At 66.2% G+C, this 24785-nt stretch carries 20 protein-coding genes and 4 pseudogenes; 7 read left to right on the plus strand and 17 right to left on the minus strand.

The genetic code is table 11. From position 1 onward, the window contains the following. Positions 1-11 precede the first annotated feature (11 nt). Positions 12-992, minus strand: a complete 981-nt coding sequence (locus tag E5P2_RS32325) for a threonine ammonia-lyase (RefSeq protein ID WP_443083568.1) — start codon at positions 990-992, stop codon at positions 12-14. Then, positions 989-1984, minus strand: coding sequence for an ornithine cyclodeaminase family protein (locus E5P2_RS32330; RefSeq protein ID WP_162571184.1), 996 nt, complete (start codon positions 1982-1984; stop codon positions 989-991). Before E5P2_RS32330 ends, E5P2_RS32325 begins: the two co-directional genes overlap by 4 nt. A 330-nt stretch (positions 1985-2314) precedes the next feature. On the opposite strand from E5P2_RS32330, the pseudogene E5P2_RS37975 reads away from it, so the two are divergent. After that, a pseudogene (locus tag E5P2_RS37975) lies at positions 2315-2389 on the plus strand (aldolase); the annotation flags it as partial. 179 nt (positions 2390-2568) lie between these two features. On the opposite strand, the gene E5P2_RS32335 reads toward E5P2_RS37975, so the two are convergent. The 15 genes and pseudogenes from E5P2_RS32335 to E5P2_RS32405 all read right to left on the minus strand — a co-directional run bounded on the left by E5P2_RS32335 (position 2569) and on the right by E5P2_RS32405 (position 17407). Continuing rightward, on the minus strand, positions 2569-3117 hold the full coding sequence (locus E5P2_RS32335; RefSeq protein WP_162571185.1) for an Lrp/AsnC family transcriptional regulator: 549 nt from the start codon (positions 3115-3117) through the stop codon (positions 2569-2571). 78 nt (positions 3118-3195) lie between these two features. Beyond that, positions 3196-4548 (minus strand): aspartate aminotransferase family protein, encoded by a 1353-nt coding sequence (locus tag E5P2_RS32340; RefSeq protein ID WP_162571186.1) that lies wholly within the window; start codon positions 4546-4548, stop codon positions 3196-3198. Next, complete coding sequence (locus E5P2_RS32345) at positions 4545-5585, minus strand: phosphotransferase (protein ID WP_162571187.1); 1041 nt, start codon at positions 5583-5585, stop codon at positions 4545-4547. The genes E5P2_RS32340 and E5P2_RS32345 overlap by 4 nt, the downstream gene beginning before the upstream one ends. Then, complete coding sequence (locus tag E5P2_RS32350) at positions 5582-6247, minus strand: haloacid dehalogenase type II (protein WP_162571188.1); 666 nt, start codon at positions 6245-6247, stop codon at positions 5582-5584. The genes E5P2_RS32345 and E5P2_RS32350 overlap by 4 nt, the downstream gene beginning before the upstream one ends. Positions 6248-6510: 263 nt before the next feature. Next, a pseudogene (locus E5P2_RS32355) lies at positions 6511-6975 on the minus strand (IS256 family transposase); the annotation flags it as partial. A gap of 152 nt (positions 6976-7127) precedes the next feature. After that, on the minus strand, positions 7128-7568 hold the full coding sequence (gene fur, locus E5P2_RS32360) for a ferric iron uptake transcriptional regulator (protein ID WP_162571189.1): 441 nt from the start codon (positions 7566-7568) through the stop codon (positions 7128-7130). A gap of 67 nt (positions 7569-7635) precedes the next feature. Beyond that, positions 7636-8263 (minus strand): annotated as a pseudogene (locus tag E5P2_RS32365) (haloacid dehalogenase type II). A 745-nt stretch (positions 8264-9008) separates the two neighbouring features. Next, positions 9009-10334, minus strand: coding sequence for an NAD(P)/FAD-dependent oxidoreductase (locus tag E5P2_RS32370; RefSeq protein ID WP_162571190.1), 1326 nt, complete (start codon positions 10332-10334; stop codon positions 9009-9011). A 21-nt stretch (positions 10335-10355) separates the two neighbouring features. Beyond that, positions 10356-11075 (minus strand): cupin domain-containing protein, encoded by a 720-nt coding sequence (locus E5P2_RS32375; protein WP_162571191.1) that lies wholly within the window; start codon positions 11073-11075, stop codon positions 10356-10358. Positions 11076-11121: 46 nt separating this feature from the next. Beyond that, positions 11122-12603 carry an aldehyde dehydrogenase family protein gene (locus tag E5P2_RS32380; RefSeq protein ID WP_162571192.1) on the minus strand — a complete coding sequence of 494 codons (1482 nt, stop codon included), beginning with the start codon at positions 12601-12603 and terminating at the stop codon, positions 11122-11124. Between the two features lie 142 nt (positions 12604-12745). After that, entirely contained in the window at positions 12746-13240 is a 495-nt protein-coding gene (locus E5P2_RS32385) for an Lrp/AsnC family transcriptional regulator (RefSeq protein ID WP_162571193.1), read from the minus strand. Positions 13241-13320: 80 nt separating this feature from the next. Then, complete coding sequence (locus E5P2_RS32390) at positions 13321-14724, minus strand: aspartate aminotransferase family protein (RefSeq protein ID WP_162571194.1); 1404 nt, start codon at positions 14722-14724, stop codon at positions 13321-13323. Between the two features lie 317 nt (positions 14725-15041). Further along, positions 15042-15476: an aminotransferase class V-fold PLP-dependent enzyme gene (locus tag E5P2_RS32395; RefSeq protein WP_232080951.1), complete on the minus strand. Its 435-nt coding sequence runs from the start codon at positions 15474-15476 to the stop codon at positions 15042-15044. Between the two features lie 111 nt (positions 15477-15587). Continuing rightward, positions 15588-16523: a 2-hydroxyacid dehydrogenase gene (locus E5P2_RS32400; RefSeq protein ID WP_162571195.1), complete on the minus strand. Its 936-nt coding sequence runs from the start codon at positions 16521-16523 to the stop codon at positions 15588-15590. Positions 16524-16528: 5 nt separating this feature from the next. Next, complete coding sequence (locus tag E5P2_RS32405; RefSeq protein ID WP_162571196.1) at positions 16529-17407, minus strand: GNAT family N-acetyltransferase; 879 nt, start codon at positions 17405-17407, stop codon at positions 16529-16531. Between the two features lie 506 nt (positions 17408-17913). Between E5P2_RS32405 and E5P2_RS32410 the strand changes: the two are divergent. The 6 genes and pseudogenes from E5P2_RS32410 to E5P2_RS32435 form a co-directional block, all read left to right on the plus strand. Next, positions 17914-18276 (plus strand): annotated as a pseudogene (locus E5P2_RS32410) (haloacid dehalogenase type II); the annotation flags it as partial. 37 nt (positions 18277-18313) lie between these two features. Continuing rightward, entirely contained in the window at positions 18314-19606 is a 1293-nt protein-coding gene (locus E5P2_RS32415) for an NAD(P)/FAD-dependent oxidoreductase (RefSeq protein WP_162571197.1), read from the plus strand. 57 nt (positions 19607-19663) lie between these two features. Continuing rightward, a complete protein-coding gene (locus tag E5P2_RS32420) occupies positions 19664-21283 on the plus strand; it encodes an ABC transporter substrate-binding protein (RefSeq protein ID WP_162571198.1) in 1620 nt (539 codons plus the stop codon). A 16-nt stretch (positions 21284-21299) separates the two neighbouring features. Beyond that, positions 21300-22256: an ABC transporter permease gene (locus E5P2_RS32425; protein WP_162571199.1), complete on the plus strand. Its 957-nt coding sequence runs from the start codon at positions 21300-21302 to the stop codon at positions 22254-22256. Between the two features lie 11 nt (positions 22257-22267). Next, a complete protein-coding gene (locus E5P2_RS32430) occupies positions 22268-23143 on the plus strand; it encodes an ABC transporter permease (RefSeq protein WP_162571200.1) in 876 nt (291 codons plus the stop codon). A 1-nt stretch (position 23144) separates the two neighbouring features. Beyond that, complete coding sequence (locus tag E5P2_RS32435) at positions 23145-24773, plus strand: ABC transporter ATP-binding protein (protein ID WP_162571201.1); 1629 nt, start codon at positions 23145-23147, stop codon at positions 24771-24773. Positions 24774-24785: the final 12 nt, after the last annotated feature.

Consider the following 24785-nt stretch of genomic DNA (forward strand, 5'->3'; position numbering starts at 1 on the left):
CTCGGGAGCGATCAGTTGCCGCGTTGAAAGACTTCGGCAAGGTCGCACAGATCCCAGTTCCCACCTGTCAACACCACACAGACCTTTTCCTTCGGCGTCACTTTGAGTCCTTTCGCCAGCAGCGCGCCAATGCCGATCGAGGCAGCCGGCTCTGCGATCAGCTTGGCGTCCTTGGCCAGCATGCGCATGCCCTCGATGATGTGTTCGTCCTCCACCAGCACGATCTCGTCGACGTACCTTTCGATGATGGGGTAGGGGTTCTGGCCCGGCACGCTGATGCGCAAACCGTCGGCGATCGTGTTCTTCAGCGGCAGCGACGTGCGCTCCTTGTTGATGCGGCTGTGGAAGTACTTTGGGGTCAGCGCTGGTTCCGCGCCCACCACACGCACGGAGGGCTTGGTTTCCTTGATGGCGGTGGCAATGCCGGAGATGAGACCCCCGCCGCCCATGGGGATGATGACGGTGTCCACGTCGGCCAGGTCGTCCAGGATTTCGCAACCAATGGTTCCCTGGCCCGCCATTACCATGGGGTCCTCGAAGCCGTGCACCGCTGCGTAGTGGTTGGCTGCCGCGATCTCGGTGACCCGTTTCCAACGCGCCGCGGTGTCTCCGTCGAACATGATGACCTCGGCGCCCAGCGCCCGTGTGTTTTCCACCTTGATGCTCGGGGTGGTAACGGGCACCACAATTACCGCCTTGACACCCAGCATCCGCGCCGCGTAGGCGATCCCTTGGGCATGGTTGCCTGAAGACGTGGCGATGATGCCGTTGGCAATGGCCTCGGGGGGCAACGACAGGGCCTTGTTCAGCGCGCCCCGGATCTTGAACGCTCCGGTGATCTGCAGCGTCTCGGGCTTGAGATACACCTCGCACCCGAGAAGCGGCTCCATCTTCTCGGCACGCAGCAAGGGCGTGTGTCGGACGTGCGGTTTCAGCCGCTCCCGCGCTTGGTGGATGTCGGCAAGGGTAGGGTGCTCGAGCAGGGGTGTCATGATGAAATGAACTCGAAGGCCGTACCGGTGTTGCTCGCGATGGCGTTGCGATAGATCAGGTTCGACGTCGTGTTGTCCTGGATGGCCATGCCCGTCGAGTCGAAGATCGTGATCTCGTCGTCGGACTCGCGCCCCGGCTTCTTGCCCAGCAGGATCTCGCCGATCTCGGCGTGGATGTCGTGTTTGCCGATGATGTTCTTGTGCAGCGGGTGCCAGGTTTCGCCCTTCTCGACGCACTGCGCGATCGAATCGTTGACAATCCTGGCGTTGCGGAAGATCTCCGGCTCCAGCTCCTGCTTGCCTTGCGTGTCCGTGCCGATGGCAACGATGTGTGTGCCGGGCCGAACCCAGGCGGCTTCCACCAGAGCGCCTTTGCCGCGGGTGGTGGTCACGAGGATGTCCGCCTGTTCCACCGCGTCTTGTTTGGAGCGCGCCATCACCACCGGGATGCCGAACTCGCGCTCGATGTCGGCCTTGTACTGGGCGAGGGTCTGGGGGTGGTGGCTCCAGGCATGGATGGCTTCGATCGTCATCACCTCGCGGATCGCCCGGATCTGCATCCGGGCCTGATTGCCAGTCCCGATGGAGGTGATGGTCTTCGCGTTCTTGCGCGCCAGCGCCTTCACCGAAACGGCTCCGGCGGCGCCGGTTCTCAGGCCGGTGATGAGGCTGCCATCCATCACGCAGATGAGCGCACAGGTTCTGGCGTCGAACAGGAGGATGGTTCCCATGCCGCTGGGCACGCCGTGCTCGATGAGGTTGTTCGGGAATCCCCCGGATGAGGCTTTCATCGAGATGATCTCGTTGGCCTCGCAATAACCCAGCTTGAAGTCGATTTCGCCCCGGGGTGGCGGGAGGTGGATGCATGTATACGGCGGTTGATTCACCTGGCCGCTGTTGAAGGCCTTGTACGCCTCCGCCACCGTCCCGATGACTTCTCTCATGGAAATCAGGCTTCCTACATCTTCTTTGTTCAGCAACAGTGTCTTCATCGGTGTGATCTCTGATCAAGGGCTCCGGCGGATTGCTCTCGGCGCCCGCACACGGTCGGCCACCAGGACCATCGGCGTGCCCAGCTGCTTCCGGCGCGGTGATCTTGCTGATAAGACTACATGCGCGCCGCCGCAGCGTGATGCTGCAATTCGGGCTCGATGCCGAGCTTCCTGTTGTTTTCAAGCGTGGCGCTGGCAGATGATGCTTTTGAATGCGGGCCTGCCCACTTCGGCCTAAGGGCCGCGTGACAGCATCAAGCCGCGTGCGATGTACATCTTCTCGATCGGACCGCACGTCTTGAGGAACGGCGCCCTGATGACGACGCGCACTTGGGTTCGAACGTCTGGCACGACACCCCGGCCGCCCCGATGGCGGTGCTCGAGGAGATCGAGGAGACCGCGCGGCGCTGCTGACGCGGCTGACACCGCGTGACTAGGCACAGATCGCCGGACTGTGCTGCGTGTTCGGCGTGATGTGGTAGCCGGTGCATCAGCTACTTGCGCAGTGCCCAGCGGGAAACCTCGGCCAGCTGGCCAGCAAGGCGCCTGTCCATCTCTCGGCGCAGCGGCGCTCGGCGCCGGAATCAACGCGGGTTGTTCGAAGTCTCGTGCCTATGGTTCACCGGGTGCGACCCGATGCCGCCGCGCGGCTCCGCGATGAGGCTAAGCGGATAGATGCGCTTGCTGGATGACTGGCGCAATACGATCCGGTTCGTGAACTTCTCGATGCCGATATCGCTTTGCAGCAGGCTCTCCATCAGCGTCTGAAAAAAGGCAACACTCGGCACCACGATGTTCAACAAGTAGTCGTAGCCACCGCTGACGTTGTACCACTCGACGATTTCGCGGTGCTGACCCACAACCTCTTCGAACTTGCGAAAGTCGTTGCGCCGATGGCTGCTGATGGTCACCTCGGAAAAGACGATCACGCACGTGCCGAGCTTCTCCAGCGCGATGTCAGCGCCATAGCCGCGAATCACCCCGATCTCCTGCAGCCGCTTCGTCCGCACGAGGCACGGACTCTGGCTCAGGCCAACGGCATCGGCCAACCCGACATTCGAACAGCGACCCTCGCGCTGAAGGTGCGCAAGGATCTTGAGGTCGAACTTGTCCAGTGAGACTGTCGAAGACATGGGTGAATCGTAGCGCCCTGCGTCGATGTGCCGCCAGGACCTGTTCACACGATCCGACACCAAGGCTGGACGCCTTGGCTAGACTGCGCAAGCCCTCTGCGCTTCACGCAGGGATTCGTCAACCGCCTGAATGACGAGGCTCGCCTGATCCGCTGACAGCACAAGCGGGGGTCGAATCTTGAGCACGTTGTGTCCCGTCGCGCAGGCGCTGATCAGCACGCCCTTGTCGCGCATCCGATTGACCACCTGGCTCGTGAGGCTGCGATCGGGTGTTCGCGATGCGCGATCGGAGACGAGTTCGACCCCGACGAACATGCCCGCACCGCGCACATCGCCGATGGCCTCGTGAAGGCCGGCCAGAGCGGCGATGCCGTCGCGCAGGATCTTCCCGACCGTGGCAGCGTGCTGCACCAGCCGGTCGCGCTCGATCGCGTCCATGACCGCCAATGCGGCCGCGCACGAGACGGTATTGCCCGCAAAGGTGTTGAAGTAGCGCGAGCTCTTGCCGAACTCCGCCAGCGCGTCAGCGGTCGCCAGCAATCCGGCAATCGGTTGACCGTTGCCCATCGGCTTGCCCATCGTCACGATGTCGGGCAGCACTCCATGGCGCTGAAAACCCCAGAGGTGCTCGCCGGTCCGGCCGAAACCGGGCTGGACCTCGTCGGCAATGAACAGCCCGCCTGCCCGCTTGATGGCATCGACTGCGCCCTTCAGGAAACCCTCTGGGCCGGGAAGGATGCCGTCGCTGGTGAACAGCGAATCAACAATCAGCGCGGCCGGCTTGATGCCATGACGGCGCAGGTCCGCGATCGCCGCCTCGACGTCGCGTGTGAAGCGCTCGGACAGGTCGGCGCCTTCGGCGTGATAGAGGCGCGGCGCCGGAACCAGGCGCACATGCTCGCCGAGATCGACGGTCACGCCCAGCGAGGGCGAGAATTTCGACACCGCGTCGGTGATGCCGTGATAGGCCGTGTCGGTCACGATCACGCCGGTGCCACCGGTGCGGACCTTCGCAATGCGATAGGCGAGGTCGTTGGCCTCGCTGCCGGTGCAGGTCAGCATCAGGTGGGCAAGCTCGGTCTCCGGCACGCTCGCAAGCAGGCGTTCCGCCAGTTCGAGAATCGTGTCGTGGAGATAGCGCGTATTGGTCGCCAGCGTCTGTACCTGCCGACAGATCGCCTCGGTCACCGCCGGATGGCAATGTCCGAGCGACGTGACGTTGTTGTAGGCGTCGAGGTAGCGGCGCCCTTCCGGGTCGATGAGCCAGGCGCCTTCGCCTCGCACGATGTGAAGCGGCCGCTCATACATCAGGCGGTAGGCCGGGCCAAGCAAGGCGTCGCGACGCGAGATCATCGCGGCGGTGGCAGGGCTCACGTCGGCGCGGCCGGGGATGTAGGCGTTGACCATGTTGAGGTCGGTCGTGCTGTTCATTGAGTGGCTCCAATTTGTAGGCCGGCCAGCAGCCGGTCGCGTGCCGTCGCGCGGGAAAGGTCTGCCATGTGGAACAGGGCTTCCCACGCTGCGGGGTTGTGACGCATGATGTAGGCGCGGTTCTCGGGGTAGCGCGCGGCGCGCCATTCGGAGATCAGCACCGTGATGAGGTGGCGCGTTGCCATGAGATCGGCGACGACCTCCTGTTCGGCGTCGGTCAGCGGCAAGGCGGCGTGATAAGCCGCCACGAACTGGGCCGGCCCCTCGAATGGATCAACGCTGCCGGCCATGTGGAAGGCGGCGGCTGTTGCGACTTCGCCGACGAGCGGCGCGTGCACCATGTCGCCGAAATCAATGACCCCCACGATGCGCGAATGATCGTCGGGTGCGACCAGCACGTTGTAGAGGTGGTAGTCGTTGTGGATCACCTGCGACCGTAGCGCCGCCAGGCGCGGCAGCACGTGTTCGGTGAAGCGCGTCATGAACGCTTGGGCGAGAACGCGGCGGTTCTCATCGACGATGCCATCGAGCTTTTCGGCCAGCCGGTGTGCCGTCGCAACGTTCCACAGCAGGTCATGCGCCGCACCCGGATGCGCAAAACCGTGCAGTGCGCGGTTCAACTCAGCAAGTCCTGTCCCCATGGCCCGACGCTGCGCGGCGGTGCGCACGGTCTCGCGAATCTGGATGCCGTCCAGGTAGGTCAGCATCCGCACGCGTGCGGGGAGGCCCTCAGGTAGCGCTATGTTGCCGTGCGTGCGTCCTTCCAGTGTCCGCACGACGCGCGGCACCGGCTGGTCCGGCGACGCGCGAGCAATGTGGTCGAGCGCCGCGATTTGGAAGTCGACGACCGAGGCCGGCTCGGATGGATTGCTGATCTTGAAGACGTAGCGACAGCCGTCCGACGCCTGCACCAGACAGTTCTGGTCACGTTCGCCCGCCAGCGGCCGGGTGGAACCCTCGATGCCGTAGAGGCGATGGACCAATGCCTCCACCACCGCGGGCGCGAGGTCTGGCGCGGTGGTGCTCAACGCGGTCATAGGCCGAGCAGGCCGGGAAGCTGACGGACGTCGGTCAAGCGGCTGACACCGTAGCCCTCGCGAGCCGGCTCATGCGCACGATCGATGTATGCCTTGGCCATGAAGCCCAGGTCGGAGGCCGTCATCAGGTCGTACCGGAAGCTCGACGAGACATGCATCATCTGGTCCGGCGGGCATCCGAGCTGGTCGAACATGTACTCGAAGGTCTGGAAGCGCGGCTTGTACGCGCGTGCTTCCTCGGCGGTGTAGACGGCGTGAAACTTTGCCTTGAGATGGGCGACGCTCGCCGGGATCAGGTCGACCATCGAGTTCGAGAGGATCACCAGGGGGACGTGCGGTGCGATCGCCTCCAGAACCTCGACGACGTTCGGATGCGGTTGCCACGTTGGGATGGCGTCGTACAGCGCTGCGGCGTCCGACGGCCTGTAGTCCACGCCGTGCGTCTTGCAGGCGCGCCGGATCGAGTTCTCCACGACGTCGAAAAAGGGCTTCCACTCGCCCATGACTTCGTCCAGACGATAGGCCCGAAAGCTGTTCAGGAAGGCAGGCATCCGATCGGTCGGGACGCGGTCCTTGAACAAGACGTTCGCGGTCGGGCCCATCTCGAAGTTGATGAGCGTGCCGTAGCAGTCGAAACTGATGAATTTGGGTTTGAAGGTCATCGACAAGTCCACTGGTTGGGGTGGCTATAAGTCTATGAATCCGGCGGCTGAGGAAATGCCGCATTCATGTGTGACGCAAGTGGAATCCGTTTCAATCGGGCCGCTTGTCGGAACTTTGCTCGGTGCTGACTTTTGGTGCCCTGACCTCAGGGAGCTGTCGGCATTGTTGTGCCTCGAGGCGGATTGGATTGATTGGCTCTCGAGTGTTTGTTCAATGTCTTCAGGCCCCCGCCGGGCCGCCGGAGGCACCCGGTTGAGCCATGTACGGTCGGTGGAAACGCGAAGAATGGAATCACCCGGTCCCACGCGCGGCGCCAGGCCGCCACGACCGTAGGGCACTTCAGTCCCCAGAGGCCGCGCGCAAAGGCATCGAGTTCGACCTCAGCCGCTTGGGCGCTCGCGGCCGTGTAGATCGGCCTGATCGCCGCGGCCAGCAGCTTGCGATCCTTCCAGCTGGCGTATGTCCAGCGAGTTGCGGATCAGGTGCACGATGCACGTCTGCAGCGTGGTGGCCGGATACACCGTCGCCAGCGCCTCAGGCATGCCCTTCAGGCCGTCGGTGACGGCGATCAGGATGTCGGCCACACCGCGGGTCTTCAGGTCGCTGAACACCTTCATCCAGAACTTGGCCCCTTCGGTGCCCTCGATCCACAGACCAGGATGTCGAGCGTGCCGTCGGGCAGCACGCCCAAGGCCAGGTAGATGGCCTTGTTGCGCACCACTGCGTCACACGCCGAACGCCTTGTTGACGCCGAGCAACGTCGGGCGGAAGGTCTTTGACAGGCCGCGATTCTGGCCATCGCGCGCTGAATAGGCTCTGCGGTCATGGAAGCGCCTCGGCCGTCCGCAGGCCCTTCAACAGCCTGTTAGGCACCTCCGCTCACCGACGCTCGCTGCTGATGCAACTGAAGCACAGGCCGTAAAGAGCAAGCGCGTGCTCCTGCAACCCGAAACCGATGGCGCGGGCCGCCTCGCGTTGGCGCGCTTCGATCTCGGCGTCGTAGAACTCGTCGACGCGGCCGCAGCCGAGGCACACAAGGTGGTCGTGATGCGTGCCCCTGTTGAGCTCGAAGACCGCCTTGCCGATCTCGAAACGGCAGCGCGTGAGCAGTCCGGCCTGTACGAGCTGCATCAGCACGCGGTACACCGTAGCGAGCCCGATTTGCGAGCCTTCGTTGACCAGCACCTTGTACACGTCCTCTGCACTCAAGTGCCGCGGCTCGGTGCGCTGGAAGATCTCGAGGACCTTGATGCGCGGCGTCGTAGCCTTGAGGCCACCCCTTTGGAGCGCACCCGTCCCATCACTCCTGAACTTCGCCATCGCGAGCGCCCAGCGACGTGTGTCGATCAGTTCGTTGAACTTGGACGCTCGCGATACGTACCCCCGCTTACAGCCCGACCAGCGCAGGCAGCCCGGTGATGTCCGCAAATCTCGGCGAAGCTGTAGGCCTCGTTGCCCCTCGGCTCGTGGCTGCGGATGACAAAGACTTTGTTCTTGATGCCCAGGTTGTGGGCCGGCATCAGGTCATAGCGTGGGCTGGATGACACGTGCAGGATGTCCAGTGGCGAGCAGCCGAACTGGTCGAGCATGTATTCGGAGGCGGCCAGGCGCGGCTTGTACGCACCGGCGTCCTGTGCGGTGTAGTCCTTGTGGAACGGAGGTTCGAGTTTGCGCAAATTCGAGTGGAACTGTTCGTTCATTGCATTGGAGAGGATCACCAACGGAATCTCCTTGCCCACCCGGGTCGGCGCCTGCGGCACGTCGGCATGCGGGCCCCAGGTGGGCACGGCGTCGTAGAACTTGCGCCCGTCTTCCTCGCGGAAGGCCACGCCGTAGCGTTTGCAGGTGCGGTCAATCGCCGACTTCAGCACCTGGTCGAAGGGCTTCCAGTCACCCATGACCTCGTCGAGTCGGTACGCCGCGAAGTCCTTGATGACCAAGGGCAGTTGCTCAGCGGGCAGCTGACTTGCGTAGATCTCGATAGCCACCTCCCGCATGCGGAAGTTGGTGAGCATGCCGTAGCAGTCGAAGGTGATGTACTTGGGTCGAATATCACGGTGGGTCGCGCTGATGAGTTGAACGGACAATTGTTTCTGGCGGTCTCGATCCTGCACCGGGTGTTCATGCAGTTCGTGTCGACAATGCTAGGCGGCGGCTGCAAAAGTCGGTGCGGTTCTGCACGGTCGGCACGAGGCAATGGTTTGGAATTTGCGTCGGAAACGAAGCCTTGTGCGGTGCGGTTCGTCCGTCGCGTGAATCTTTCGATCGTGTCGATCAGATGCGCAACGGCTCGGGCAATCCCAAGTGCATGGCGTGGCCAGGCACGCTCGATCCCGCGTTGATTGAGTGCTTTCGGCCCTTGAGTCTTCATACGCGGATGTCCGGGTGGGGTCGCAAGCTGCGATCGGCGAGAAGACTCTCGACCGAGGTGTGTGCGTCAGCAAGGCGCCGACTGCCGCAATGGCTTGCCATGCGATTCAATGCCACGCCGTTTAGGTCACCGACCCGGCCGGATGGCCGCTTGCGGCGGGGGCCGTATCGATGCGCCGGTGCAGCGTGCGTGATCGTCTTGCTGGCACGGTGTGCGTCGATCTGGCGTCCGCCGGCGTCAGCCGCGCCATCTGGTCCGTGGTCCAGACAACCCAGGCACGCATCCGTCGAGGTGATCAGGCACCCGTCGGCCAAGCGCACGCTGAAGTTGCCATGGAAGCCCTCCGGGCGGTCTTTGGAGAGATGGGGCGTGTGCCCGGCGCGGAAAACCTAGAAATCAGCCACCCTGCCCCACATCGACTCCTTGAACCGCGCGGGGTCGAAAGGCGCGGGATCGAAGATCGGTTTGGCCCCGGATACCAGGTCGGCGATCAGGTGGCCTGCGCCGGGGCCGATGCCAAAGCCGTGGCCCGAAAAGCCCGCAGCCAGGATGAGCCCGGGAACCTGCGGCAGCTCGCCGATCCCCGGCACACCGTCGGGCGTGCTGTCGATGTAGCCGGCCCAGGTACTGGCGATACGCGCTTCGCGCAGCGCAGGCAACAAGTCGACGGCACGGCGGTGGATTTCGCGGACATTCGCGGGGTCGGGCTTCGGGTCGAGGATGCGCGCCCGTTCCATCGGCGTGGGAGCGTCCAGCTTCCATTTCGCCCGCGTTTCGTGACCCCAGCGTATGCCCTCCAGGCCGCCAGGAAACACGTTGCGCCAGCGCTTGGCGAACATCGGGATGAATTGCGGCGCGAAGCGCACCAGTTGCGCCGTGGGGTCGGCGCGCCCACGGCCGCTGATGGCCAGGATGTAGTGGCCGTCGGGGCGGCGGGTGATGGCCACACGTGGGCTGGTGAAGGCTGCCGGCAGTTGCTGCTCGACCGGTGCCAGACGGACCATCGATTGGCGAATCGTGGCGACCGGAAACTGCACGCCGAGCTGGTTGCAGAACGAGGACGCCCACGCACCGCCTGCGAGCACTGCGGTGCGGGTCTTGATGGCCCCCGCTTCGGTCACCACGCCGCTGAGCCGGCCGCCCGCCATCTCGATGCCACGCGCGGCGCAGTTCTGGTGCACCGTGCCGCCGAGTTTCATGAGCGCGGCGGCCACGGCCGGCGCTGCCTTGGCCGGATCGGCCGTGCCGTCGCTGGGCGAGAAGACGCCGCCCTTCCACGCGCGCCCGGTCGCCTGGCCGCGCTCGGAGGCCTCGCCGCCGCTCAGCATGTGCGTGGTCACGCCAACCGTCGTCGCGAACTCGCGCCACTTGGCCCAGCCGGCAATCTGGGCTTCGTCGTTGCTGAGGTACAGCAAGCCGCAGCGCTTGAAGCCCGTGTCTTCGCCGCTGTCGGCAGCAAACTGATCCCACAGCTCCAGGCTCCTGGTGGACAGGGGCAGTTCACGCGCGTCGCGATTCTGCTGCCGGCACCAGCCCCAGTTACGGCTCGATTGTTCGGCGCCGATGCGGCCCTTCTCGACCACGGCGACCGACATCCCGCGCCGGGCCAGGTAGTAGGCGGTGAAGACACCGATGATGCCGCCGCCGATCACGACGACATCGGCATGGGCCGGCAGCGTGGGCGACGTCTCGACAAGGCGCAGTGGCTGTGACATGGCTGGGGCTCGGTCGTCGCTTCAGGTGCGCACGGCTTGGCACACGTAGAACTTCGCCACGCGATCGCTGCTTTCCCAGCCGATCGCTGTGCCCTGGGGCACGAACAGCGCATCGCCGGGGCCCACGGACAGAACGCTGCCATCGGGGGCTGCGAACCGCACGTTGCCATCCAGCAGGTACATGAACTCGTTGAGACGGTGGTCGCGAACGATGCGGTGGTAGGGTGTCGAGTCCCAGGTGCCGGCGACGACCCCCGTCAACTCGTCCTTGAAGACGTTGTCGCTGCGGCACTGCGGAGCGGGGCCCAGCAAAATCTCGGCCGGCAGCGAGTTGGACAGTTTGAAGTTCGCGTCGGCGCGCAGCGGCGTGATGCCAGGCTGGTTCGCCAGTTCGGCCGCGGCGGCACAGAACACGAACAGGCTGCGCGCTGCGGCCTGGATGCGAAGTGCCGTGCCGCGGGCGATGACGGCGCCTTCGCCACGTCGCAACACCAGCGGCGCAGCGCCGGCAGCAACTAGGCTGAGCGTGCCCTCCACCACGACGATCGTCTCGGTGTGGGGAAAGTGCCCAACATCGACTTCACCGATGAAGCTGACGCGGCCGGCGCTCATCGCGCCCGACCCTTCCCAGGCGATTTCCCGATCGCGCGCGAAGGGATCGCCCGGGCCGAAGGCGGCCTTGCGGAAAGAGGTCGATGGCGATGCGCCATCGGCGCGGTGCAGCAGCAGGGCCACGGTCATGGTTGTTGTTCCTTTGAGTTGCGGTTATTCATCAGCGTTGGGATCCTCAAGCGGCAGCGGGCGCCGGGCCTTCCAAGTAGCCAAGGATGGCCTTGGTCTCGAGGTATTCCTCCAGGCCTTCGACGCCGTATTCGCGGCCGTTGCCCGAGCGCTTGTAGCCGCCAAAGGGCGCATCGAGGCTCCAGGGCGGGTTGTTGATGTGGACCTGCCCGGCGCGGATGCACAAGGCCACTGCGCGCGCGGCCGCCAGGTCGCGGCCCTGCACGTGCGCGCCGAGGCCGTATTCGGTGCCGTTGGCGATGGCCACCGCCTCGTCCACGCTGTCGTAGGCGATGATCACCAGCACCGGGCCGAAGATCTCTTCCTGCGCGATCCGCATGTGCGGCTGCACGTCGGAGAAGAGGGTCGGGCGTACGTAGCAGCCGCGCTCCAGCCCCTGCGGCCGGCCGGGGCCGCCGCAGACGAGGCGTGCGCCTTCGGCCATGCCGACACCGATCATCTCCTGCACGCGATTGAACTGCGCGCGGTTGGCCACCGGGCCGTGCGTGGTCTGCGGCGAACGCGGATCGCCCACGACGAATGCAGAGGCCGTCTCGCATGCGAGCCGCTCGACCTCCGCGAGGCGTACGCGCGGCACGAGGATGCGGGTGGGCGCACTGCATGACTGGCCGACGTTGCGCATACCGGCCGACACCGCAGCCGGTATGGCGCGTGCGAAATCGGCATCCGGCAGGATGACGTTGGGCGACTTGCCGCCAAGTTCCTGGGCCACGCGCTTGACCGTTGGCGCGGCCGCCTGCGCAACCAGCACGCCTGCCCGGGTGGAGCCTGTGATGGAGATCATGTCGACGTCCGGGTGCGCAGCCAGAGCGGCGCCAACCTCTGGCCCTTGGCCGTTGACCAGGTTGAACACACCCGCCGGAGCGCCAGCGTCGTGCATCACTTCCGCGAACAGCAACGCGCTTAGCGGCGACAGCTCGCTGGGCTTCAGAACGACGGTGCATCCCGCCGCCAAGGCGGGGCCGACCTTGGCGGTGATCTGGTAGAGCGGCCAGTTCCAGGGCGTGATCAGGCCGCACACCCCGATGGCTTCTCGCACGATGGCCGTGTCGCCCCGATGGGTGAGGAAGGGATAGCTGCCCGCAATATCTCGGGCCACGCGGATGTGCTCCGCCGCAATAGGCACCTGAGTGCTACGCGCCATGCCGATCGCCGCGCCCATCTCCAGCGAGATGGCCTGGGCAAACAACTCCGCGCGCTCGAGAATCAGACTGTGCACGCGATCGAGAAGCGAGGCCCTGCTGTGCGGGGAACTCACGGGCCAGGTCAAGAAAGCGCGCTGCGCCGCAGCCACCGCGGCAGCAACGTCTCTTGCACTTCCCAGCGCGATCTCCGCGACAGGCTCCTCCGTCGAGGGGTCGACGACGGCGCTGCGACCTTGCGTTTCGGGCACGACCCACTCGCCGCCAACATACATGCGGTCCAGGTGGCCAGCGCTCCTGAGGTGTTCGATGATCGAGGAGTTCATGGCAAAAAGTTTAGGCTGCGTTCCGCTCGCGCCGGTGCTGCAATGAGGGTCTTGCACAAAGGAGGCTGCTGTTGTCCGAGTCGCTGCAAGCAGATCCTGCCGTCAGCCACCAGCAGCCGGGAATGGGCTGAACGCAAGCGCCTCAGCGCGGATGCGGGAACAGCCGCTCGATCGAACAGTGCGTCTTGATGAAAGGCGACTTGATCACGATGTAGCTGAAGTACTTCGCGATGCCGATGTTGCGTTCGAGCAGTTCCTCGACCACTTCCTGGTAGTGGTTGACTCCGCGCGTCAGGAAGCGCAGCAGGTAGTCGTAGCCGCCGCTCACCAGATGGCACTCGAGCACTTCGTCGACCTCCTGGATGGCGGTCTCGAACCGCACGAAGTCCTCGCGATGGTGGTCCTGCAGCGTGACCTCGGTGAACACCGTCAGCGTGTCGCCCAGCTTCTCCAGCCGCAGGTGCGCGCCATAGCCGGCGATGTAGCCAGCCTGCTCCAGCCGCTTCACGCGGATCAGGCAGGGGCTGGGCGACAGGCCCACAGCATCGGCCAGGTCGACATTGGTCATGCGGCCGTTCTTCTGCAGTTGGGCGAGGATGCGCAGGTCGAGCCGGTCGATCTTGAATGCTTCTGACATGGGTGGTCGTGGTGGTGAACTCGGAGTCGTCGATTCTGCGCCCGCGGTACGTTGCGTCCGGTGTTTTCCCGGGGCCTGCTTCAGCCCGCCAGCGCGCTGCGCACGTCGGGCGCCTGCAGCACCTCGTCGAGCGTCTTCTTGAGCCGCACGAACATCTGCGCGAATTCGTCCTCGCTGAAGGTGAGCGCCGGCGCAAAGCCGAGGATGTGATCGCCGAAGGAGCGGAACACCAGCCCGTTGCGGTAGCCCGCGGCGAAGATGCGGTCCGGCAGCCCGAGCGATGCGTCGAAGCCCCGCTTGCTAGCCTTGTCGCTCACCAGCTCCAGCGCACCCAGCAGGCCGCGGTGGCGCGCATCGCCCACCAGCGGATGCGCGCGCAGCGCCTCGAGGCCGGCCGCGAAATGCGCCGCGCCGCGCTGGCCGTTGGCCAACACGCCGCCCTCTTCGTAGAGCCGCAGCACCTCGAGCGCAACCGCGGCGCTGACGGGGTGCCCCGAATAAGTGGCGCCATGCCCAACCGGCGCGCCGGCCGGCGCACCATCGGCAATGCCCGCATAGACCCGCTCCGACATCAGCGTCGCGCCCATCGGCACATAGCCGGCGGTCAGGCCCTTGGCCACGGTCATCAGGTCGGGCTCCACGCCCTCGGCCTCGCACGCGAACATGGGCCCGGTGCGGCCGAAGCCGGTGATGACCTCGTCCACCACGAAGAGGATGTTGAGCTCGCGCGCGGCCTCGCGCATGGCTTTGAGCCAGCCCCTGGGCGGCACGATCACGCCGCCCGAGCCCTGGATAGGCTCGCAGAAGAAGGCCGCCACGTTGTCTGCGCCCAACTCCTCGACCTTGGCGCGCAGCGACGCCACAGAGGCAGCGATCAGCGCCTGCGGATCGGCGCCGTCGGCATGGCGGTACGGGTTGGGCGAAGGGATGTAGTGCTGCGTGGGAAGCGGCAGATCGAAGCCGCGGTGAAACACCGGCAGCGCCGTCAGCCCCGCCCCGGTGGACGAGGAGCCGTGGTAGCCGCGCTCCAGCGCGATGAACTGCTTCTTCGACGGTTTGCCGATCGCGTTGTAGTACTGCACGATGAAGCGCACCGCCGCATCGACCGACTCGGAGCCGCCGAGCGTGAGGTACACGCGGGTCAGCGATGCGGGCGCGATCTGCACCAGCTTCTCGGCCAGGCGAATGGCCGGCTCGCTGCTGAAATGAAAGTAACCCGTGGCGTAGGGCAGCCGGCGCATCTGCTCGGCCGCGGCCTGCACCACGCTCTCTTGCCCATAGCCCACGTTCACGCACCACAGGCCGGCGAAGGCGTCGAGCAGTTCGTGGCCGTTGGCATCGGTCAGCCACGCGCCGCGGCCCGAGGCGAGCACGGTCGGCCCGCGCTCTTCGTGCACGCGCCAGGGCGAGACGGGATGGATGAGGTGGGCGCGGTCGATAGCGTCGAGCGCGGCCTTGTTGGGCAATGCGGCAGGGTGTGTCATGTGGGGCGGAGGTTGGGCCTTTGGATGTCCAAAAGCTTAGGTCTCGTGCCCCTCGTGCGGGTGCTGCATTGGGGGGCCTGCGCGGAGCAGGCTGCGGTTGTACGCTTCGCCACAGCAGATCGTGCCGTCCGCGGCAAGGAAGCGCCCGCGTCAGATGCGGTTCTAGCCGAGCACGCGGTCCAGCGCTTCCACGAAGCGCTGGACTTCGGTTTTCCGAATGCAGACAAGCGGAGAAACTCTCAAGTCCTCGATCGGCCCCACGCGGCGGTACTTCGCATGCACCCGATGCCTGTCGCGCAATTCCCGCTCGACATGCCTCATGCGGCACCGGCAATCGAGAACAGGCTGACCGCGGCGATCCGCTCGTCGTCGACCGGCGTGTGCATCCTGAAACCTCGAACGCCACGCGCCAGTGCCACCCAATAGCGGGTCAACTCGCAGGCGGGCATGCATGGCATGGACGCCGATTTGGCGATGGATCTCGATGGCGGGGCGGTGCCCGCCTGCAGCGCGGAGTTGTAGGTCCCAAGGTTCCAGTGGTCGAATTTGTCGATGCGGTCCGGTACGTCTTTGAACGGCGCCATCAGGGCCCACGTGGATGCTATGGGGTCGCGGCGCGCGATCAACATGCCGTTGCCAACGGGAGCACCCAACCACTTGTGGAGGCTGGTGATGAAGAAATCGCAGCCGAGCGTCCAAAAGCTAACGGGTATTTGCGCGAAGGTCTGCGCCCCGTCGACGAAGGACGCCACGCTACGCATTGCGACTAACCAGACGAAAGGCCTCGATCGCCGCCTGCTCCACGACCCGTGGTGGCGGGCTGACGCCCACGTTGTTCAGGTTAAGCACCATGCTTGTACGCCTCAGTACCCTCGCGCGCGATCGACGAGCCCGACCATCGGCTCGCCGTCCTCGTAGCGCTGCAGGTTGTCGAGCACCACCTGCGCAGCACTCAGCGGCTGGGTGACGCTCGCGATGTGCGGCGTGAGCTGGATGTTCGGATGGCGCCAGAAGGCATGCGCCGGTGGCAGCGGCTCCGGGTCAGTCACGTCCAGCACGGCATCGCCGATCTGCCCGCTGGCGATGGCAGCCAGCAGATCGGCCTCTACCAGTTGCGGACCGCGGCCGACGTGCACCAAGCCCGCGCCCTGCGGAAGCTCCGAGAACAAGCGCGCATCAAGAAAGCCGCGCGTCGAATCGGTCAGCGGCAACAGGCAGACGAGGATGTCGGTGCGCGCGAGAAAGGCCGGCAGCTCGTCGGCGCCGGCATGGCAGGTCACGCCATCGACCGCATGCCGGGAGCGGCTCCAGCCCGCGCAGTCGAAGCCCAGGCCCACGAGCTGCGCCAGCACCGCCTGACCCAGCGAGCCGAGCCCGAGCACGCCGACGCGCCGCTCGCCCGCGGCTCGCACGGGCAGCGGACGCCACTGGCCCTCCTGCTGCTGGCGCCGGTAGCGCGGCATGTCGCGATGGAGGTCGAGCACCGCACGCGTCACGTACTCGACCATGCCTTGCACGATGCCGGGCTCGACCATGCGCACCACCGGCAAGTGCGGCGGCAATGCCGCGAAGTCGAACTGATCGACGCCGGCGCCGGAAGAGAACAACACCTTCAGGTTGGGGAAGCGCTCGGCCAGATTGAGCGGCGGCTCCCAGGCCGCGAGGAAGCGCACCTGCGCCGGGTCGCCGATGTCGGGCCAGATGCGAAAGTCGATCGCCGGCGCGCGGCGCTGGAACACCTCGGCCCATTGGCGGCCGCGCACCGGGTCGGACTTGTAGAGAAAGGTGGTGGCGCTCATCGTGATCAGCCCACGGCCTGCGTGACGATCGCGAACAGGGACGGCCTGCCGGCCGGCACGGCGAGCGGCGTGCCGCGCGCCATCGTCGTCAGCGTTTCCACGCGCAGCAGGCCGATGCTCTCGAGCCATTCGGCCAGGCCACTCGCGAAGTCGATGTCGATGCGCGTGAACTTGCCGGCATTCATCCCGGCGAGGTGCGCGATCAATGCCTTCGCGCCTTCGGCGTCGGGTGCCACCACCGGACCGATCGCGTGCCCGCGCCCGAAGCGGCGCAGCATCGCAAAGCCACGTGGCGCGTTGTCGTGATCGAGCACCACGCAGGCATCGGACGCGGCGAGCAGGTCCGCGATCAGCGCATCGCGCGGCATGCCGCGCGCCGCGGCGTCGAGCGCCTGCAGCGATGCAGCCTCGCTCTGGCCGGCCGGCCGCAGGCGCCAGCCGGTCGGCAGCGCGACCAGCGGCGCCGGCTGGGCCACGCCCTGGTGCTGCCGCAGCTCGCCGGTGCGCACGAAGCCCAGGCGTTCGTAGAGGCCGCGCCCTTCGGCGGTGGCATGCAGCAGCACCGTGTAACCCTCGAGCGCTTCAAGCAACGTGCTCATCAGCCGGTGGCCGAGACGGCGCCCCTGGCAGGCCGGCGACACGACCACCAGGCCGATGGTGGCGTGGCGCTCGCCCCAACGCCAACGCAGCGCGGTGCCGACCATCTGGCCATCGCGCTCGGCGACGATGCCCTCGGCATGAGCGAAGACCTGGGCCCAATCCGCGGGGCGGTGCGGCCAGCGCAACTCGGCGGTCAATGCATGCGCGAGCGGCAGGTCGGCAGCGGTCATCGGTCTGAGCACCATGCCGTCGAGAGTGGGTGCGTTCGGTGTCTGGACGGGCATCGGAGGTCTTCGTGCGGGCAAAAGTGCAACTCATCTTGAACGACATCCGTGCCTTTCGCCAGACCGAATTTGCGCACTTTCGCAACTCGCAAGCTTCTACTGCAAAAGGTCCTTGTTTTGCAATTCGCTGCGGCAGCGGGCCTGCTTAAACATATAAATGGTGAGCCACTCTCCGTCGCATCGCTCGCCACGCGAAAGCTTCGACGCGGACTCGAACGTGCCTCATCTCGATCTCACCAGGACCTCCTTTCCGAATCACTTCATCTGGGGTGTGTTGGTCATGACGAGGAGGTGCGAATCATGGCCTGAGCATGAAGGCGCTGCTGCCGCTGCACAGGGGTACACACGCGAGAGGCAGACCGCACGGCATGCCGCCGCACCCCCTTCAAACCGCAGCTTCCGCGCGTTAGGACCCGCATTTCCGTACATCCTCGGCGCTGTCGCGTGCTGCAATCGCTTCGTCATGAGTTTGTCGTGTTTGTTTTTAATTCCAACGAATAAAGACCATGAGCTTGCGTCCCAAATACATCACCTTCGACTGCTTCGGCACCCTCACGCGCTTTCGCATGGGCGAGCTGACGCGCGACATCTTTGCCGACCGCATCCCGCCCGAGCAGGTCGGGCGGTTCATCGCCGACTTCAGCGCCAACCGCTTCGACGAAGTGTTGGGCGCCCGGCAACCCTACGAAGTGGTGCTGAGGAATGCCATTCGGCGACTGTGCAGGAAGTGGAAGCATCAGTACCTCGACAGCGACGCGCAGAAGTACTACGACGCGGTGCCCACTTGGAGCCCGCACGAAAACGGACCGGCTGGCCTGGCCAAGATTGCCAACGAGATCCCGCTTGTGATCCTGTCCAACGACATTGACCTTGCCCTGACTTGATCCTCCATACCTGCCCCACACCATGAAGCTCGACTCCTACTGGACCGATTCCGCGCCCGCTTTCGTGCCCGAGGCGCACGAGCTGCCGGCGCAGGTCGACGTCGCGATCGTCGGCGGCGGCTTCACCGGCCTGTCGGCGGCGCGGGCGCTGGCCCGGCGCGGCGCGCGCGTCGCGGTGCTGGAGGCAGGTGAGCGTGTGGCATTCGAAGCGTCGGGCCGCAATGGCGGCCACGTCAACAATGGCCTGGCGGTGGACTACGCCGAGGTTGCGGCCAGGGTCGGCGTCGAACAGGCACGCGCTTGGTACCGCGCCTACGACGACGCGGTCGACGCAGTCGAGCGGCTGGTGCGCGACGAGGCCATCGACTGCGACTTCATGCGCCACGGCAAGCTCAAGCTCGCCACGCGTTCCCACCACATGGCCGCGCTCGAGCGCAGCGCCGGGCGTTTGGTCGGCGACGGCGTCGACACCGACGTCGAGATCCTCGATGCGGCGCGCGTGCGCGCCGAAGTGCAGAGCGAGCGCTTCCATGGCGGCCTGCTCTACAAGCGCAGCGGCCAGATGCACATGGGTCGCTTCGCAAAGGGCCTGGCGGCAGCGGCCGAGCGCAACGGCGCGCAGATTCACACGGGCACGAGCGTGCAGCGCATCGAGCGCCTGGGCTGGGGCCAGGCGCACCGGCTGCATACGGGGCGCGGCAACCTGATCGCGCAGCAAGTGCTGCTGGCAACAGGTGCCACGCGCCACGGCGGCTACGGCAGCTTCGGCTGGCTGCGCCGCCGGATCGTGCCGATCGGCAGCTTCATCGTGGTCACCGAGCCGCTGGGTGCAGAGCGCGCGCAGGCCCTGCTGGCCGCGCGGCGTACCTACACCACGGTGGCCAACATTCACCACTACTTCCGTCTCGCGGCCGACCACCGGCTGGTGTTCGGCGGCCGCGCGCGCTTCTCGGTCTCCAGCCCGCAGGCCGATGCGAAGAGCGGCGAGATCCTGCGCGCCGGGCTCGAAGAAACCTTTCCGCAGCTACGCGGCGTGCGGCTCGACTATTGCTGGGGCGGACTGGTCGATGTGACGCAGGACCGCCTGCCGCATGCCGGCGAGCGCGACGGCTTGTTCTATTCCATGGGCTACAGCGGCCACGGCACGCAGATGTCGGTGTTGATGGGCGAGCGCATGGCCGCCGTAATGGCGGGCGACGCGTCGGCCAACCCGTGGCGCGGGCGGGAATGGCCCGCGATCCCGGGCCACCTGGGGCCGCCGTGGTTTCTGCCCGCGATCGGGCTGTATTTCCGCCTGAAGGATCGCTTGGCCTGAAGGCGCTCTACTTTCTTCCACGATGACACGACAACCATTAAACAGGAGCGAGACACCATGACCGATCGCAAATCAATCGACGCACTCGTCGGCCCCGAACAAAGTCAGCGCCTGTTCGGTGCGCTGCAGCGCGGCGCCACGCGTCGCGACATGCTGGCGATGCTGATGGCCGGCGGCATGCAGGCCACGCTGGCCGGCGGCGTGGCGGCAATGGCTAGCACGGCGCACGCGCAGACACCGCGCAAGGGAGGCCGCATCACGGTCGCGACCAACGCCTCGGGTGTTAACGACTCGCTCGATCCGGCCAAGCAGTCCAACCAGACCGACTACTGCCGCGGCTTCATGTTCTACAACGGGCTGACGGTGCTGGACGGCAGCCTCACGCCACGGCCCCAGTTGGCCGAGGAGTTCACCACCCAGGACGCCAAGACCTGGGTCTTCAAGCTGCGCAAGGACGTGACCTTCCACGACGGCAAGCCGCTGACGCCGGCCGATGTGGTGTTTTCGATCCTGCGGCACAAAGATGCTGCGACCGCATCGAAGGCCAAGGTGCTGGCAGACCAGATCGAGTCCGTGACCGCCAGCGGCCCCAACGAGGTGACGTTCCGCCTGACCTCGCCCAACGCCGACCTGCCCGTGATCCTGGGCACCTACCAGTTCCACATCGTCAAGGCCGGCACAACCGACTTCAATGCGGGCATCGGCACCGGCCCCTACAAGGTCAAGGAGTTCAAGCCGGGTGTGCGCTCCATCGCCGTGCGCAACGAGAACTACTGGAAACCGAACCGCCCGTACCTGGACGAAATCGAGCTCGTGGGCATCACCGACGAGTCTGCGCGCGTGAACGCGCTGCTGGCGGGCCAGCTCGACCTGATCCAGGCGGTCTCCCCGCGCTCGGTCGAACGTGTCACGTCCGGCGGCAAGTACGCGATCTTCGAGACCAAATCGGTGTCGTACACCGACCTGATCATGCGGCGCGACAGCACCCCGGGCAACAACCCGGACTTCGTGCTGGCCATGAAGTACCTGTTCAACCGCGAGCAGATGCTCAAGACCATCGTGCAGGGCTATGGGGCGGTGGCCAACGACCAGCCGATCGCCTCGAGCAACCGCTTCTACTTCAAGGGCCTGCCGCAGCGTGCGTACGATCCCGAAAAAGCCAAGTGGCACATCCAGAAAGCCAACCTGGGCAGCACCCCCATCCCGGTGGTGGCTTCGCCGGCGGCGACCAGCTCGGTGGAAATGGCCCTGGTAATGCAGCAGGCGGCCCAGCAGATCGGGCTGAACCTGGATGTCAAGCGTATGCCGGCCGACGGCTACTGGTCCACGCACTGGATGAAGCACCCGGTGGGATTCGGCAACGTCAACGCGCGCCCCAGCGCCGACCTGGCCCTGTCGCTGTTCTTCCAGTCCGATGCGCCCTGGAACGAAGCGGGCTGGAAGAACGAGAAGTTCGACCAGTTGCTGGTGGCCGCACGTGGCGAAACCGATCAGGCCAAGCGGGCCCAGATGTATGCCGACATGCAGGTGATGATCCACAACGAAGGAGGTATCGGCATCCCGATGTTCGTCTCCAGCCTAGACGGGCACAACAGCAAGCTGAAGGGCCTATCGCCGATTCCGATCGGCGGCATGATGGGCTCCAGCTTCGCCGAGCACGTGTGGCTCGACGCCTGACGCGAGGGCAGCGGCGATGAACGCACTACTTCTCAAGCTGCTCGTGCAGCGCATCGGCCTGGCGTGTCTGTCGCTGCTGGTGGTGTCGGTGCTGGTGTTCGCCATCACCGGCGTGCTGCCCGGCGATGCGGCGCAGGAGCAGCTCGGCCAGGAAGCGACCCCGGAGGCGCTGGCCGCGCTGCGTGCACAGATGGGCCTGGACGTGCCGGCCCCCCAGCGCTACTTGCACTGGCTCGGCGGCCTGGCGCGGGGCGACCTGGGTGTTTCTTCAACGACCCAGCTGCCGGTGGCCGAGCTCATCGCCAGCCGGCTGCCGAACTCGCTCCTGCTGGCGGCGGTGACCGCGTTGTTCTCAGTGCCGATCGCGCTCACGCTGGGCATCTCGGCGGCGGTGTGGCGCGGCTCGTGGTTCGATCGCGCCGCCTCCACCGGCGCGGTGGCCGTCGTCTCAGTGCCCGAGTTCCTGGTCGCCACGCTGGCCGTACTCATCTTCGCGGTGCAACTGAAGTGGCTGCCGGCGCTGTCCTACCTGAGCAGCATCGAATCGCTCGGCCAATTGCTGCGCGCCTTCGCCATGCCGGTCATGACGCTCACCTGCGTGATCGTGGCGCAGATGATGCGCATGACCCGCGCCGCCGTGATCGACCAGCTCGAGGCTCCATACATCGAGATGGTGCAGTTGAAGGGCGCCTCGCCGCTGCGCACCGTGCTCGCGCACGCGCTGCCGAACGCGGTCGGGCCGATCGCCAACGCTGTCGCCTTGAGCCTGTCGTACCTGCTGGGCGGCGTCATCATCGTCGAGACCATCTTCAACTACCCCGGCATCGCCAAGCTGATGGTCGACGGCGTGACGCAGCGCGACCTCCCGCTGGTGCAGGCCTGCGCCATGCTGTTCTGCGCCGGCTACCTGATCCTGGTGACCACGGCCGACCTTTTCGGCATCGTCGCCAACCCGCGTCTGCGGCACCGCTAAAGGAAACTCCCATGACGACCCTGACTCACAGCGGCGGCGTCGGGCGCCCGGCGATGCGCCGCTGGCTCGCGCGGCTCGCGCATTTCGGCGTGACGGGCTGGCTCGGCCTGGCCGTGATCGCCTTCTGGGCCGCAGCCGCGGCTTTTGGGCCGGCTCTGCTCTCGCAGCGTGGCAACCTGGGTGGCGGCGAGGTGTTCGCGCCGATGAGCGCCGCGCATTGGTTCGGTACCGACTACCTGGGCCGCGACATGCTGGCCCGGGTGATCGAAGGCGCGCGCTACACCGTGGGTGTCGCCTTCTTCGCCACGCTGCTGGCCTGCGGCAGCGGCACGCTCCTGGCGCTGCTGGCGGCGGCCAGCGGGCGCTGGATCGACAGCACCCTGAGCCGCGTGCTCGACACGCTGACCGCGATCCCGAGCAAGATGTTCGCGCTGCTGATCGTGGCCAGCTTCGGCTCGTCGATTGCGGTGCTCATCGTGGCCGCAGGGGTCATCTACCTGCCCGGCTCCTACCGCATGGCGCGCGCGCTGGCAGTGAACATCAACGCGCTCGACTACGTGACGGTGGCGCGCGCACGCGGCGAAGGCACCGGCTACGTGATGCTGCAGGAGATCCTGCCCAACATCACCGGGCCGATGCTGGCCGACTTCGGGCTGCGCTTCGTCTACGTGGTGCTGCTGCTGGCCAGCTTGAGCTTCCTCGGCCTGGGCATCCAGCCGCCTGCGGCGGATTGGGGTTCGCTGGTGCGAGAGAACATCGAAACGCTCGCCAGCGGCGGTGCCGCGGTCATCACGCCTTCGATCGCCATTGCCAGCCTGACGATTGCCGTCAACCTGGTTATCGACAACCTGCCGGGCCGCGCGGCCCGCGAACGAGGAGGGCGTTGACATGGGTGCACTGGTCGTCGTCGACAAGCTCACCGTCAGCGCCGGCAGTGCCACGCTGGTCGACGCACTGAGCTTCACCATCCGTCCGGGCGAAGTTTTGGCGCTGATCGGCGAGTCGGGCTCGGGCAAGACCACTACGGCGCTCGCGCTGATGGGCCACGCGCGCCGCGGCTGCCGCATCAGCGACGGCAGCGTGCGCATCGGCGACGTGGACGTGCTCTCGCTGGGCGCACGGCAGCTTCGCGCTTTGCGAGGACGCACTGTGTCCTACATCGCGCAGAGCGCGGCGGCGTCGTTCGACCCTTCGCGCTCCATCCTCGATCAGGTGGTCGAACCCGCTTGCCTGCACGGCACATTGCCACGCGGCGAAGCCGAATTGAAGGCGATCGCACTGTTCCGCGAGTTGGCGTTGCCGGAGCCGGAGACCATCGGCCAGCGCTACCCGCACCAGGTCTCGGGCGGTCAGTTGCAACGGCTGATGGCGGCGATGGCGCTGATCACCGACCCCGAGGTCGTGATCCTCGACGAGCCCACCACCGCGCTCGACGTGACAACCCAGGTGGAGGTACTGCGTGCCTTTCGCCGCGTGGTACGCGAGCGCCAGGTGACGGCGGTATACGTCAGCCACGACCTGGCGGTGGTGGCGCAGATGGCCGACCACATTTTGGTGCTGCGCGACGGCCGCATGCGCGAGGTGGGCACCACCGAGCGCCTGCTCGCTGCACCGCAGAACGATTACACGCAGAGGCTGCTCGCCGCGGCGAGGCCGGCCACGCGCACCGCCGGCACCGCCGGCGCAGGCGCCGAGGTGCTGCTGCGCGTGAAGGGCCTCAGCGCCGGCTACGGTGCGCGCGGGCCCGACGGCAAGCCGGCGGTGACCATCCTCGAGGACATCGACCTGGAGCTCAAGCGTGGTCAGGCGATCGGCGTCATCGGCGAATCGGGTTCGGGCAAGACGACGCTGGCGCGTGTCGTCGCCGGACTGCTGCCGCCCAGCACGGGCACAATGGAGTTCGACGGCCGCGTGCTACCGCCGGCGCTCAGGCAACGCAGCCGCGAGGACCTGCGCCGCATCCAGATCGTCTTCCAGTCGGCCGACACGGCCCTCAACCCGTCGCAGTCGATCGAGCGCATCCTGGCGCGGCCGCTGCAGTTCTATCGCGGGTTGAAGGGCGAGCCGCTGCGCCGCCGGATCGACGAATTGCTGGACCTGGTGAAGCTGCCGCGCACGCTGGCCGAGCGGCTGCCCGGTGGCCTGTCGGGTGGGCAGAAGCAGCGTGTGAACCTGGCTCGCGCGCTGGCCGCCGAGCCCGACCTGATCCTCTGCGACGAGGTGACTTCGGCGCTGGACACCGTGGTCGGCGCCGCGGTGCTGGACCTGATCGCCGAACTGCGGCGCGAGCTCGGCGTGTCCTACCTGTTCATCAGCCACGACCTGCACACCGTGCGCGCGGTCTGCGACGAGATCGTCGTCATGCGCCACGGCCGCAAGTTGGCGCAGGTGGCACGCGCCGACTACGACCGAGGGCCGCACCACCCGTACTACGAAGAACTCGCGCGCGCCGTGCCGGAGCTGCGTCGAGGCTGGCTGGACGAACTGGACCGGGCGCGACCTGCGCTGGTCGCCTGAAGGAGTGAACGA

The sequence above is a fragment of the Variovorax sp. SRS16 genome (genome assembly GCF_901827165.1).
In the GTDB taxonomy this organism is placed as follows: domain Bacteria; phylum Pseudomonadota; class Gammaproteobacteria; order Burkholderiales; family Burkholderiaceae_C; genus Variovorax.